The organism is Paenibacillus sp. 01T443 (genome assembly GCF_056398325.1).
Window position 1 is genome coordinate 559,350 of the sequence record NZ_JBFTPE010000005.1, and the last position, 14,039, is coordinate 573,388.

Consider the following 14,039-nt stretch of genomic DNA (forward strand, 5'->3'; position numbering starts at 1 on the left):
CAACAGCGTTCATGACGCAACCTGCTTTTCAATTGATTGAACATGAAAGCGCTATACATTACGATTAATTCAGGTTCACAAAGCAAACATTATTACTATTGGAGGTTGAAGCATGAGTAAACTGGCATCCGAAAAACCGGTCTCCGGCGGTGTTAAAGTTTCCATACAACGATTTGGTCGTTTTTTAAGCGGCATGGTCATGCCGAATATTGGTGCATTTATTGCTTGGGGACTCATCACAGCTCTATTCATACCGACAGGCTGGATTCCGAATGAGAGTCTGGCAACGCTGGTCGGACCGATGATCACCTATTTGCTCCCTATACTCATCGGTTATACCGGCGGACAAATGATTCACGGCGTTCGCGGCGGTGTCGTTGGCGCAATCGTCACACTCGGCGTCATAGCCGGAGCCGATATTCCGATGTTCCTCGGTGCGATGATCGTCGGCCCCGCAGCCGCATGGGTGCTCATGAAATTCGATCGGTCGATTGACGGCAAAATTCCAGCAGGCTTCGAGATGCTGATCAACAACTTCTCCTCCGGCATCATCGGCGGCGGACTTGCAATCATCGCATTCAAAGGCATCGGACCCGTCGTTGAAGCATTGAGCAAGATTCTATCCTCTGGCGTGGAATGGCTAATCGACACAGGCTTGCTGCCGCTGGTAAACGTCTTGATCGAGCCAGCCAAGGTATTGTTCCTAAACAACGCCATTAACCATGGCATACTTGGACCGCTCGCACTGGATCAAGCCACGCAAACCGGTAAATCTATTATTTATATGCTGGAATCCAATCCAGGTCCCGGGCTCGGCATACTGCTCGCTTACTGGCTGTTCGGCAAAGGCATGGTTAAGCATTCGGCTCCCGGCGCAGTAGTCATTCATTTCTTCGGCGGTATTCATGAAATTTATTTCCCATATATCTTAATGAATCCGCGTCTCATTCTGGCAGCTATCGCAGGCGGTGTGGCCGGTACCTTCACTTTCTCCTTATTCGGAGCAGGTCTGGTCGCCGCTCCGTCACCGGGAAGCATCATTGCCTACTTCTCCATGACGCCGAAAGGCGGAGTGCTGGCTATGCTCAGCGGCGTATTAGTCGCTACGATTGTTTCCTTCCTTGTGTCCGCCGTATTGCTGAAAACTAGCAAGCAGAGCGAGGACGATAGCAACGAGCTTGAACTCGCATCGCAAAAGGTTCAGCAAATGAAAGCTGAATCCAAAGGAAATGCCGCAGCGCCTGCCGCGCAGCGAGATCAGCTTTCGAAGGAGCAAGTAAACAAGATCGTATTTTCTTGCGATGCCGGCATGGGCTCAAGCGCAATGGGCGCGTCCATCCTGCGCAAAAAAATAAACGCAGCCGAGCTGCCGATTACCGTCATTAATACGGCAATTAACGATATTCCTAGTGATGCGGACATTGTCATCACGCACAAAACACTCACCGACCGCGCGCGTCAGAAGGCGCCTAACGCTGAGCATATCTCTATCGATAACTTTCTCAAAAGTCCGGAGTATGACTTGCTCGTACAAAGACTAAGTTAACAAGAGTAAAAGGTTAAACCTAATTTTCTATTTAAACCATACTTAACGCTGACAGATAACTGTCGGCGTTAAGTCCATTCTTCTGCTAAGGAGGATAACCTATCAAAGCCTCAACTAGGCAACGCCGGATTATTGAGCTGCTGCTTGAGCAGAAGCATGAAATAACCGCAGCGGATATCGCATCTATCGTCGGTACAAGTACGAGGACGATCCATCGCGAGCTGAGCGATATGGAACCTCTTCTTGCGGCCAACGGTATTCTTCTTCACAAAATTGCAGGGCTTGGCATTCGAGTCGAAGCAAGCAACGACGCACTTGAGCGTTTCAAGCAATCGTTTGACCGATCAGACTCACTCGAATATTCGGCCGAAGAACGTAAAATTCTTATCTTTTGCAGCCTGCTGGAGCATGAAGAGCCCGTAAAGCTGTTCTCGCTCGCGCACGAGCTGCGCGTAACAATGCCGACAATCAGCCATGACCTTGATGAGCTGGAAGAGTCCATCGTCAAGCAAGGCTTAACGCTCGTAAGACGCAGAGGCTACGGCGTTGAAATTATCGGACCAGAAGAAGCGAAGCGCCATGCGGTCAGCTTGCTTGCGATAAACCATCTTGACGATTCCGATTTATTCGGACAGTTCACGGACTTGGCAGTTTCGAATCCGATCGCCGCCCAGCTGCTCGATATGATCGGCAAAGAAAATTTCAAGAAGCTCGAGCAGGCCCTATGGGAGCTGAGCGATGATTGGTCGAACACGCTTTCTGAATCTGATTACGCGAGATTGCTAATTAAACTGTCCGTTGCGCTAACGCGAATAGAGCATGGCAACGTGATTCCAGCAAGCCGTTCCATTCGGAGTGAGGTTATTCCTTTGCTTCAAAGCCTGCTGGATCTTTTAAATATACAGCTTCCGATACAGGAACAAGCTTATCTTTCCCATTTGCTCGACCAAGAAGCTTTTCCGGAAAGCAGCCTGCTGATCCATCATGACGATATGCCGACTATCGAGGGAGTTAAGCTGCTCATTCGCCGCGTAGAAGCACAACTGCACATGTCGCTGACCCATGACCGCTCTCTTGAAGAAGGTCTCATCCAACATATAAAGCCGGCTTTCCAGCGAATCAAAGACGGCATCGCCATCCGCAATCCCATGCTTGCTCAAATCAAGAAGGACTACGGCGTGTTGTTTTCCATCGTGCGGAACGGTGTAAAAGAAATCTATCAGACGATCAATGTGCCAGACGAGGAAATCGGCTATATCGTCATGCATTTCGGTGCTTCCTTGGAGAGGTTAAAGCCTTATCCCAGAAAAGTAAGAGCCGTCCTCGTCTGCACGAGCGGCATCGGCTCCTCCAAGCTCCTGGCTGTAAAAATCGCCAAGGAGCTGCCGCAAATCGAATTAATTGGCCATTATTCATGGTTTGAGGCGAGAAGGCTTCCGTCCAATCGCTATGATCTTATTATTTCAACGGTTGATTTACCGCTGGAGCCGGACCAATACATCAAGCTCAGCCCGATGCTATCGACCGAAGAATCCAACAAGCTTCGCGCTTATATTGAGGACACCACATTAAAGAAGATCAGCTCTGCCGCCAAGGAGACCGATGCGTCCGCGTCCGGTCAATCGCCTTTAGATCGTTTGCATCTGCTGCAGCTGTACTCCGGCATCGTCCTGCGGCTGCTTGACGGCTTCCGCGTGCATGACCTGTCCTTGCCGCAAGGCCAAGCGCATTTGGAACAGCAGCTGCCGGCCATGCTTTCCTTAATCGGTGAGCCGTATATCGATACTCATCTAGCGAAAATCAATGAGCAGCTGCTCGAAAGAGAACGACAAGGGAGTATAGTCATTCCCGATACCGAGCTCGCTTTGCTTCATACGCGAAGCGAATGGATCGAAGCGCCTTTGCTCGCCTTATATAGATACGATAGACCTCTGCAGCTTAGCGAGGACGGCGAGTTCCAGGCATTGCAGGTTCTAATGATGCTCGGGCCTCTGAAGCTGGATACGTACAGCTTGGAGCTGCTGAGCGAAATTAGCGCTATGCTGCTGCTGCCTGAGCTGCTTACCGTGCTGGAGCATGGTAATACGGCAAGCATCAAGCTGTTTATCTCCAAAAAGCTGGAGCATTATATAAAAACAAAATTGGATTGGAGAGAATCATAATGACCATTCTATCAACAGACAAAGTTAAGCTAAACGTTAGCGTGAAAGATAAATACGAGGCCATCCGCCTAGTCGGGCATATGCTCGTTGACGCAGGACATGCGCCTGCGGATTATATCGATAAAATGATCGAACGCGAGGAATCGCTGTCCACCTACATCGGCGGAGGACTTGCAATGCCTCATGGCACCAATGCATCGAAGGCGCTCATCCAGTCAACGGGCATGGCCGTTATTATCGTGCCGGCCGGCGTAGATTTTGGCGGCGAGGAGCCTGCTCAATTAGTAATCGGTCTGGCTGCGGTCGGTGATGATCATCTGGATATTTTGACAAGCGTAGCCATGCTCGTATCCGAGGAAGATGACATGCAGCGCATTTTGAACGCTGCTTCGGAAGAAGAGCTGATCGCAATTTTTGAATCGGGGATGGAATCATGAAGGCCGTTCACTTTGGAGCAGGCAATATCGGCAGAGGCTTTATCGGTTCGCTTCTGCATGATGCCGGCTACGAGATTTGCTTTGTGGATGTGAACGACAAGCTCGTCTCGATGCTGCAGGAGAAGGGGCAATATGCGGTGAAGCTTGCCAATGAGCAAGGGGATACGTATCTTGTTGATCATATAACAGCCATTGACGGCAAGGATACCGCATTGGTCGCGCAGACGATCGCAGATGCCGATATCGTTACGACGGCGGTCGGCGTATCGATTCTCAAGCATATTGCAGCTGCAATTGCTAAGGGCATTTCGCTGCGCGCGGCGAGGGGCAAAACCGTTCTTCCCATTATTGCATGCGAGAACGCGCTGGGCGGCAGCACGATTTTGAAACAATTTGTGTATGAGCATCTCTCGGCGGAACAGCAGGCGTATGCTGATCAGCATGCTGCTTTTCCGGACGCAGCCGTAGACCGTATCGTACCGCTGCAGCAGCATGAGGACTCGCTTCAAGTGACGGTTGAGCCCTTTTACGAGTGGACGATTGAGCGCTCTCCCCTGCTGGCTTCACTGACCGAAATTGAGGGCGTACATTACGTCGATCGGCTCGAGCCGTACATTGAACGCAAGCTGTTCACGGTGAATACGGGGCACTGCGTCGCGGCATATCACGGTTATTTGAAGGGCTATGCGACGATACAGGAAGCGATGAAGGACCCGGCAGTTGTTGCCGAGGTAAGAGGCGCACTGCTCGAGTCGGGGGCCGCGCTTGTTCGAGCTTATCAATTCGACGAGAAAGCGCATGCCCAATACGTGGAGCAAATTTTGGAACGCTTTATTAACCCTTATTTGGTAGACGAGATTGCAAGAATCGGCCGCTCGCCGATCCGCAAGCTTTCTCCGAACGACCGCTTGGTGAAACCGGCCGTATCCGCTTACGGATACGGCATACCCGTCACTCATTTGACCGCTGCAATGGCGGCTGCCTTATATTTTGATTTTAAAGATGATCCCGAATCCGCGGAGCTCCAAGCCTCCTTACGCGAGAATGGCCTGCATGCCACGCTTGCAAAATATACCGGTTTAAACGAACAGCATCCGCTTCATATTCAAGCCGCAAAGCAATACGGCGAGCTGGGGCAGCCGCTCAGACACGCAGAGAAAGGAATGAGTAAATGATGTCACTAAAAGGCATAGCAGCATCGCCGGGTATTGCCATCGCTCGCGCTTTTTTCATAGCGGCTGAACGCTTCATCCCAGCTCGGCAAACGATCCAAGACAGCTCGGCCGAGATCGAGCGGTTTCGCCAAGCCGTCGCAGTCGGACGGGATGAAATCGAGGCGATTCGCGCCTCTGCGGAGGAACGCTTCGGAGCCGAAAAAGCTGAAATCTTCGAGGGTCATCTCATGATCCTGGAGGATCCGGATTTTATTGAAGCGATCGAGCAAAAAGTTGCTGATGACGCCATAAACGCCGAGTTCGCGCTGCATGAGGTAGCAGCATCCTTTATCGAGCTGCTACAATCGATGTCCGATGAATTGCTGCGCGGACGCGCGATCGACATCGAGGATGTCTCCGGCAGGATCATGAGTCATTTGCGCGGCGTACCCCATATGGACCTTGCAGGCATGTCGGAGGAATGTATTATTATTGCACGAGATCTGACTCCGTCGGATACTGCGCAGCTCAATTTGGAATATGTGCGCGGCTTCATTACCGAGGTTGGCAGCCGCACCTCCCATTCTGCCATTATGGCGCGGTCACTCGAAGTTCCCGCAATCGTCGGGATCGGCCAAGCGATTGATGACATACCCGAGCAGGCTATCGTTATCCTTGATGCGAATCAAGGCATCGTTGTTGTCGATCCATCTGCGGAAGAGCTGGCTTCCTATCGGGTCAAGAAGCAGACGGATGACCTTCGTAGAAAGGAATTAAGTTTGCTAAAGGATCAGCCTACAGTATCGAAGGATGGCAAACAGGTCGAGCTGGCAGCCAATATCGGCAAGCTTGAGGATATTCAGCGGGCAATCGATAACGGCGCGGAAGGAATCGGACTTTTTCGTACCGAGTTTCTGTACATGGGACGCAGCTCCCTCCCTACCGAGGAGGAGCAGTTCACCAGCTATAAATATGCGCTTGAGAAAATGAACCCGAAGCCCGTCGTGATTAGAACGCTCGATATCGGCGGCGATAAGGAGCTTCCTTACATGGAGCTGCCGAAGGAAAGCAATCCGTTCCTTGGACAGCGCGCGCTGCGTCTATGTCTGGATAGACAGGAGCTGTTCCGCACGCAGCTGCGGGCATTGCTTCGCGCAAGCCGTTATGGGAATTTAAAAATCATGTTTCCCATGATTGCCGTACTGGAAGAGCTGCTCGAGGCTAAACGCCTGCTCGAAGAAGAGAAACAGAAGCTTATTGCCGAGGGCGTTCCGCTTGCCGATAATATCGAAATCGGAATGATGGTCGAAATCCCCGCCGCTGCAGTGGCTGCGGATATGTTCGCGCCTGAGGTCGATTTTTTCAGCATCGGCACGAACGACTTGATTCAATATACGATGGCGGCAGACCGGATGAATGAAAACGTAGCTTACCTGTACCAGCCATGGCATCCCTCCTTACTTCGCCTGATTCGCTTCGTTATTCAAGCGGCGGAGAAGGAAGGCAAATGGGTCGGCATGTGCGGCGAGATGGCAGGCGATGAGACAGCGATACCTCTGCTTCTGGGGCTAGGCCTGCATGAATTCAGCATGAGCGCAAGCTCGATTCTGCAAGCGAGAGAGCTGATCGGCGAGCTGGACCAAGCAGAATGGGCGGAGTTGGCAAATCAAGCCCTGACCATGCGGAGCACGTCGGAAATCACACAATTTGTAGAACGCACAAGAAACGGAGTGATCCATAATGGTAAGTAAAACCTTCACGATTTTAAACCCCACTGGCTTCCACGTACGTCCGTCTAAAACCTTCGTACAAACGGCCAGCACATTCCCTTGCAAGGTATATGTCCTTAATAAAGGCAAGAAAGTAAACGGAAAAAGCTCGCTAAGCATGCTCACGCTGGGCATCGCAGCAAACGAGGAAGTCACCTTGGAGATCGACGGCGAGCAGGAGGAACAGGCACTCGAAGCACTCGGCCAGCTGCTCACGGAAATCCACGAATAAGGAGTAACCCGAAAACCCAAAAGGCTGTCCCGCAGGCAATTTGCCTCACGGTGACAGCCTTTTGGCTTCCTCTCGTACTTTACTCGCTACAGCTGCTCTCACACTTTCGTGCACACTCATAACTACAAAACCAGCCTGAACCACACTCACATCAGCTTTAACAACAACACAAACATCTACATGAATATCCACATCTACATCTACATCAATATCAATCAACATCAATATCTACACCATACTCACATCAACATCAACATCTACATCAACACCTACACCTACACCTACAGCTACATCTACATCTACATCTACATCAACACATACACCAATACTTACATCTACATCTATTCAACACAAACACAAACAGAAACGCCCACACCTAAACCAACACCAACTAACTCTACTGCACTTTCTACAACAGAAACCTGACATGGCACCCGACTAAATTAGCTACGTTGCAGAAAGTACAACAGAATCTCCCCAACACACTACAAAACAGCTCCGAGACATGGTTTCTATTGCAGAAACTGCATTGTAGCGAACTAGTTGGCGATTGAGCACGAGTTACATTGTACAAACTGCAGTGTAGAAAGCGGGAAGATTGGAGCATGATTTGGAATGTAGTTACTTTTACACCGTAAAACTAATTCAGCGTCCACACCCAAACACCGACACCGACACCTGAATATGAATCTACATCAAAACCAACTTCCGCACCCAAACACCATCATCAACATTTATTTCTATATCTACTTCGGCACCATCACCGATACTATAAGCGTTACTATCACCGACACCATACAACGCCACACCAACTAACTCTACTGCACTTTCTACAACAGAAACCTGACATGGCACTCAACTAAATGAGCTACGTTGCAGAAAATACAACAGAATCACTCCAACACGCCAGTAAACTGCTCCGAGACATGGTTTCTATTGCAGAAAATGCATTATAGCAAGATAGATGGTGATTGAGCACGAGTTACATTGTACAAACTGCAGCGTAGGAGATGAGGTGGTGGATTTGCTCTTGGTTTGATATGAAGTTACTTTACATCTCAAGACCCACATAAATATTCCAAACCCACACCTATACCCATATCTACATTAACTTCCACACCTAAATCTACATATATATCTACATCCATATCCACTAATTAAGCTGCACTGCACTCTCTGCAACAGAAACCTGACATGGCAACCGACTTAATGAGCTACATTGCAGAAAGTACAACAGAATCTCCCCAACGCACTACAAAACAGCTCCGAGACATGGATTCTATCGCAGAAACTGCATTGTAGCGAGTTGGTTGGCGACTGAGCACGAGTTACGTTGTACAAACTGCAGTGTAGGAGATGCGGTGGTGGACTTGCTCTAGAGTTGAGATGAAGTTACTTTCACACCTCAAGACCCACATAAATATTCCAAACCTAATATCTAAACCTATTCCTATATCCACACTAACTTCCACATCTACATCTACATTTACATTTACATCTACATCTACACCTACACCCACACCTACACCCACACCCACACCCACACCCACACCCACACCCACATCCACTAATTAAGCTGCACTGCACTTTCTGCAACAGAAACCTGACATGGCAACCGACTTAATTAGCTACGTTGCAGAAAGTACAACAGGATCACCCCATCAAGCCACCAAACTGCTCCGAGACATGCTTTCTATTGCAGAAACTGCATTGTAGCGAACTAATTGGTGATTGAGCACGAGTTACATTGTACAAACTGCAGTGTAGGAGCATAAGGCAGAGCACAGGAGCAGCATGAGGAGAAATGTGTTAGCTCTTGATTTAAATTTGTTTAGTTTTAGCAAGCGTAACGCAGAAGCTGAAATTTTACTCATAAGGCACGAGGTGATCAGCGGGAGCCTAATAAAAAGCCGCATGCATTTTAAAATCACGCAAAAAAAAGAACAGCGAATGCCTTCGCTGTTCTTCTTTATTAAATCCAGCTCTTAAACAGCCGCAGTTGCCGACTGCTCCGCCACGCTGTCACTCTTCATTTTGCGATGAGATAAGGTAAAGTATAGGTAAGATAGCACCGCGAACAGAAACGCGATACCTCCAAGTATCGCAATATATCTGCCCATCGAGCTGTAATCGCCACTGGATATGATATCCCTAAACCCTGCAACGGCATAAGTCATTGGCAGGAAAGGCGATATCTTTTGCAGCCAGCCGGGTACGAGCTCTATCGGGAACGTGCCTGCTGAGCTCGTAAGTTGGAATATCAACAGAATTACTGCGATAAAACGCCCTGGATTGCCCATCGATGCAACCAAAAATTGAATAATCATCATGAACGTAATGCTTGTTAGTATCGAGTAGAACAAGAATAACCCTACACTCTGCACTTCAAGTTTGAGCACGAATAGCAGTGCGGCATCAGCAATGAGCGCCTGTATGACGCCGATAAGCGACAAGGTGAGCGCCTTGCTCCAAAACCAGCTCCAGCCATTTACCGGTTGAACAGCCGGCTCGCGTACAGAATATACGATAGTAAGCAGCATTGCTCCAACAAATAGCCCCAGCGACAAGAAGTAAGGAGCAAGCCCCGTACCATAGTTGTCGACCTTCGTTATTTTCTCCACATCAAGCTTCACGGGATCCGAAAACATATCCACCATGGAATCGGTCAGCTTCAAATCAGCTGTTTTGTCAGATGCCTCACCCAACTTGCCAGACAGCTCTTGCGTGCCGTCCTCCAGCTTCAGTAGCCCCGAAGCAACTTGCTGTGCGCCGTCCTCCAGCTTAACGGAGCCATCTACAAATGGCGTTACGTTAGCAGACAACTGTGAAAGCCCTGCTGCCAGCGTGGATACTCCGCCGTTAAGCTGCTTAGCCCCCGCTGCGAGTTTGGACGCTCCGCCGCTTGCTTCCGTCAGCTTAGCTCCAAACTGCGTCATTCCGCTGGAGAACTTCTCCGCTCCAGCAACTAACTGCTCTCCGCCTGCTCCCAGCTGCTTGCCAGCTTCCGCCGCTTCCTGCGCTTTTTTGTCAAAAGCTCCTAGACCGTCCGAGACTTTCACGAGGCCATCGTTCAGCTTGCCCGCTCCGTCACTCAGCTGTGTCTGGCCAGCCGAGGACTTCTCCAAGCCCGCCGCCAGCTCACGGCTTGCTTTCAATAACGACGCGTAGCTTTCGCTCTCCGCCAGCTCCGGATTCGCCTGACCCAGCTGCGCCAGCCCGTTCGCAAGCTGCGCGGCACCTACTTTCAGCTGCTCCTCACCGGTAGCTGACTCCTTAAGACCGCCCGCCAGCTGCCCTGCAGCCTGCTGCGCGTCCAATGCACCCTCCGCCAGCTGTCCGCTTGCTCCGGCCAGCTGCTGCATGCCGTCGCTCAGCTTCACCGCTCCGGCCCCAAGCGAACCCGCGCCGTCGCCAAGCGATGCTGCTCCTGCACCCAGCTGCTGCTGCGCAGCCTGAAGCTGCGCCAGGCCGCTTGCCAAGCTCGACGTGCCGGCGCTTAGCTCGGCACTTCCCTTGCCTAACGCTGTGCCGCCGTCATTCAGCTTCGCGACACCCTCCTGCAGCGTCAAGGATCCGCTGACGAGCTTCGCAAGATTTTGCTCGATGAGCACCGCTCCATCTTTCGCTTTCGTGGTGCCGTCGGCAATTTCACCTGCACCTTCGCTAGCTTGACCGATTCCGTCCACGAGCTCTTCCATCTGGTCGAAGACTGTTCGCGTATAAGCAGCCGTCACTTCTTGACCAAGCTCGACCTTCATTGTGTCAACGGCTTTGCTGCCGATTTGCGAGGCTAAAAAGTTATAGCTCTCGTTAGCCAAGTATGTCAGCTGCGCAGGCGTTGGATTATCCGAAGTAAGCGATGTTGTTTTCTCCGAGAAATCGGAAGGTATTTCAATCGCCATGTAATAGCTGTGATCCTCAATGCCTGCCTCCGCTTCTTCCTTGCTCACGAAATGCCATTCGAACTTTTCGTTTTCCTTTAACTGTTCCTCAAAATCGTCGCCAATATGCAGCATTTCATCGTTATACTCATAACCCTTATCCGCATTTACGATGGCTACGGGCATTTTATCCAAATGTCCGTAAGGATCCCAGAAGGCTCCCAGAAACATTGAAGAATACATAAGCGGAATCATCAACACGCCGATAACCGAAATTAGCAGCATCTTATTGCGTGCAATCCCGGAAAGCTCCTCACCAAACTGTTTTAATCCTCTGAACTTCAACGCGTCCACTCTCCTCATTACTAATTGACCAATTATGTCATTTGGTCATTTTATGTTGTAAAAAAAGGCATCCAGCCTATTCCGGAGCCAATCCTACTTGCATATAAAATCGCAGCTGTTCCGCCACTTGCTGCTTATCCAGCGGTTCATGCGTCTTTTTCCATTCCACCGTAAGCGCCATATACAGTCTCAGCATAACGAATGCCGTCATTTCCGGATTGCAGGGCTTAATCTCGCCCTTGTCCATAGCCAATTGCACCTGATGCTGAATATAGCCGACAACTGCTTTCTCGATTTGCTGCATGCCCTCTATCGCCATCGGCGTGCCAATCTCCCGCACCTCATGCGATAGCTTAAGCGCCAGCTCATGCTCCTCGCGGAATTCAAGCAGCTGCTCCAGCGCAGCATTCAAATTGTCGAAAAACCGGCGATTCGGATCCACAACCTTCTCCGCAACCTGTTTCATTTCAAGAATGAGTCTCTTCATAATTTCATGAAACAACTCTTCTTTATTCGTAAAGAACGTATAAATTGTCCCTTTACCAACATTCGCTATCTTTGCAACCTGGTCCATCGTAGTTGCCTTGTATCCAAATAAGGCGAACGACTTCGCCGCCGCATCCACAACCTGCTGTCGCCGATCCACTGCCATTTCGACACCTCCGAACCCGTAACTTTCTTGAAAATGACCAAAAAACTAAAATGGTCATTTCGACTGAAGCAATCATAGCACGCCATATATTCGATTGCAATACCTAATTGATAATGGGTCTTGGACTTACTTACTATTGGGTCTTGATACTTTTACATTAATACTATGCATCCTGATACTATTGCACCCATTCCTGTAATTCCGCAGGTAATTCGTATGTAGCTAAGTGAGTATGACTTACCAGCTGGGCGGAAGGCCCAACAGATATCCGGTAGGTTATGCGGTCTCTCCCTACAAGGACACCATGCCCTAAACTAGGCTCAACCTCTATTGTAATTAAAAAAATAAATCCGCGAAAACCATTTACTCTCTGACTGTCAATAACCGTTATATGCCAAGGCTTAATTTCGGGTTTCAACTTTAGGATCCGGGGATAATAATAGTCGCCGACAACTTCATAAATATTAGCTGCCAGAAAGAGCATCAGCATATCCTCTATCCTAAGCTGCATTGAATCCTGAGTTGGTTTTGGCGCAGAGTGGACGATGACCTGCGGCGTAATAAGCATCAGGCTTAACATAAAGGCTATCATCCATTTCTTCATCGTTCGTACTCCCTGCTAATGCGTCTTCCCATATAGACAATACACCATCCTTTTTTATTATTGGATAATGTACCCCTAGACGTATTCATGTAATCGTACTGTTTCATATTTTACGTATCGACGGTCGCGAAAAGTGCCCGCTGCAATTCGACTAAAGATGACTTTACAACGGAAAAAGAGCTATAATACAGATACAGCTGTAACAATCATCTGCACAGCAGAATAAAAGGAGTGTTCCCCTATGTCATACAAAGAAATCACATCCATTGAAGAATGGAACAACGTTTATGATGCTTCTGCTACTCGTCCGCTTGTCGTGTTCAAGCACAGCACAACATGCCCGGTTAGCGCGAACGCTTATACAGAATTCAATCAATACCTTGAAGGCAAACCAAGAGAAGACGTTGATTATGTGCTTGTAAAGGTCATTGAGTCGCGTCCTGTATCGAACCAAATCGCAGAAGACACATCCGTGAAGCATGAGTCGCCGCAAATTATGTTTATCGAGAAAAAAGAAAAGGTATGGTCCGCTTCTCACTGGTCCATTACAAAAGCTCATATCACAGCGGTCCTCGACTAAACATTTAGCCGCATATCCCGTACCAATCGGAGGCTGTTCTAAAGGTTTATAGCCTTTCAGAACAGCCTCTTCATTTTAAATAGGGGGAATCCACTTGGCTGAAATAAAGCTAATGACAACGGATGCAGACATTTCCTTGACCTTTTCGTTAATGAAGCAATTACGTCCCCATCTAGCAGAACAAGATTATTTGACCCTCATAAGAAGACTTCAGCATAATCACGGCTATCAATTAGCAGCTATAATCGAGAATGGACAAGCCAAATCCGCTGCGGGATTTCGCATTACCGAATCCTTGGCATGGGGCAAATATTTATATGTGGATGATCTTATAACTGATGCGCACAGCCGTGCTAAAGGTTTCGCCAAACTGTTATTTGACTGGCTGGAAGCAGAAGCAGCAAAAAATGATTGCCTGCAATTCCACTTGGATTCCGGCGTTCAACGACATGATGCGCATCGCTTCTATCTTAACAAGAAAATGAATATCGCCGGTTACCATTTTCACAAAAATATTTAAGAATTAACTTGACGCTTATTCCATCCAGTTTGGTCACTTAGTAACGAACAAAAGGCTGCCTCCCGGCAGCCTTTTTGCGTTTCAACCGCAGTTAATCACCGCCACCGCTAATGCTAATTCCGCGTCAAAAACCCCATCCACACAAAGACTCCCGGCA

At 49.1% G+C, this 14,039-nt stretch carries 12 protein-coding genes; 8 read left to right on the forward strand and 4 right to left on the reverse strand.

Annotation, left to right across the window (positions count from 1 at the left end):
- Window positions 1-112: 112 nt before the first annotated feature.
- From AC1DLI_RS10125 to AC1DLI_RS10150, 6 genes are all read left to right on the forward strand, one after another.
- Window positions 113-1,546 carry a PTS mannitol transporter subunit IIBC gene (locus AC1DLI_RS10125; protein ID WP_477602050.1) on the forward strand — a complete coding sequence of 478 codons (1,434 nt, stop codon included), beginning with the start codon at window positions 113-115 and terminating at the stop codon, window positions 1,544-1,546.
- Window positions 1,547-1,674: 128 nt separating this feature from the next.
- Window positions 1,675-3,708: a PRD domain-containing protein gene (locus AC1DLI_RS10130; RefSeq protein ID WP_477602375.1), complete on the forward strand. Its 2,034-nt coding sequence runs from the start codon at window positions 1,675-1,677 to the stop codon at window positions 3,706-3,708.
- Window positions 3,708-4,145 carry a PTS mannitol transporter subunit IIA gene (locus tag AC1DLI_RS10135; protein ID WP_477602052.1) on the forward strand — a complete coding sequence of 146 codons (438 nt, stop codon included), beginning with the start codon at window positions 3,708-3,710 and terminating at the stop codon, window positions 4,143-4,145. Before AC1DLI_RS10130 ends, AC1DLI_RS10135 begins: the two co-directional genes overlap by 1 nt.
- Window positions 4,142-5,320, forward strand: coding sequence for a mannitol-1-phosphate 5-dehydrogenase (locus tag AC1DLI_RS10140; RefSeq protein WP_477602054.1), 1,179 nt, complete (start codon window positions 4,142-4,144; stop codon window positions 5,318-5,320). The genes AC1DLI_RS10135 and AC1DLI_RS10140 overlap by 4 nt, the downstream gene beginning before the upstream one ends.
- Window positions 5,317-7,050 (forward strand): phosphoenolpyruvate--protein phosphotransferase, encoded by a 1,734-nt coding sequence (ptsP, locus tag AC1DLI_RS10145; protein ID WP_477602056.1) that lies wholly within the window; start codon window positions 5,317-5,319, stop codon window positions 7,048-7,050. The genes AC1DLI_RS10140 and ptsP overlap by 4 nt, the downstream gene beginning before the upstream one ends.
- Window positions 7,040-7,300: an HPr family phosphocarrier protein gene (locus AC1DLI_RS10150; protein ID WP_477602058.1), complete on the forward strand. Its 261-nt coding sequence runs from the start codon at window positions 7,040-7,042 to the stop codon at window positions 7,298-7,300. The genes ptsP and AC1DLI_RS10150 overlap by 11 nt, the downstream gene beginning before the upstream one ends.
- A 45-nt stretch (window positions 7,301-7,345) precedes the next feature.
- Here the strand turns inward: AC1DLI_RS10150 and AC1DLI_RS10155 are convergent, their stop codons facing one another.
- From AC1DLI_RS10155 to AC1DLI_RS10170, 4 genes are all read right to left on the reverse strand, one after another.
- Window positions 7,346-7,522 (reverse strand): hypothetical protein, encoded by a 177-nt coding sequence (locus AC1DLI_RS10155; RefSeq protein ID WP_477602060.1) that lies wholly within the window; start codon window positions 7,520-7,522, stop codon window positions 7,346-7,348.
- 1,763 nt (window positions 7,523-9,285) lie between these two features.
- A complete protein-coding gene (locus AC1DLI_RS10160) occupies window positions 9,286-11,526 on the reverse strand; it encodes a YhgE/Pip family protein (RefSeq protein ID WP_477602062.1) in 2,241 nt (746 codons plus the stop codon).
- Window positions 11,527-11,602: 76 nt separating this feature from the next.
- Window positions 11,603-12,178: a TetR/AcrR family transcriptional regulator gene (locus tag AC1DLI_RS10165; protein ID WP_477602064.1), complete on the reverse strand. Its 576-nt coding sequence runs from the start codon at window positions 12,176-12,178 to the stop codon at window positions 11,603-11,605.
- Between the two features lie 178 nt (window positions 12,179-12,356).
- The gene (locus AC1DLI_RS10170; RefSeq protein ID WP_477602066.1) at window positions 12,357-12,782 is read right to left on the reverse strand and encodes a DUF3888 domain-containing protein; all 426 of its coding nucleotides are present in this window, start codon (window positions 12,780-12,782) and stop codon (window positions 12,357-12,359) included.
- 241 nt (window positions 12,783-13,023) lie between these two features.
- Here AC1DLI_RS10170 and ytxJ point away from each other — a divergent pair, with 241 nt between their 5' ends.
- Together ytxJ and AC1DLI_RS10180 are read left to right on the forward strand one after the other, a co-directional pair.
- Window positions 13,024-13,362 (forward strand): bacillithiol system redox-active protein YtxJ, encoded by a 339-nt coding sequence (gene ytxJ, locus AC1DLI_RS10175; RefSeq protein ID WP_308996079.1) that lies wholly within the window; start codon window positions 13,024-13,026, stop codon window positions 13,360-13,362.
- Window positions 13,363-13,456: 94 nt separating this feature from the next.
- Complete coding sequence (locus tag AC1DLI_RS10180) at window positions 13,457-13,882, forward strand: GNAT family N-acetyltransferase (protein WP_477602069.1); 426 nt, start codon at window positions 13,457-13,459, stop codon at window positions 13,880-13,882.
- The last annotated feature ends 157 nt before the right edge of the window (window positions 13,883-14,039 follow it).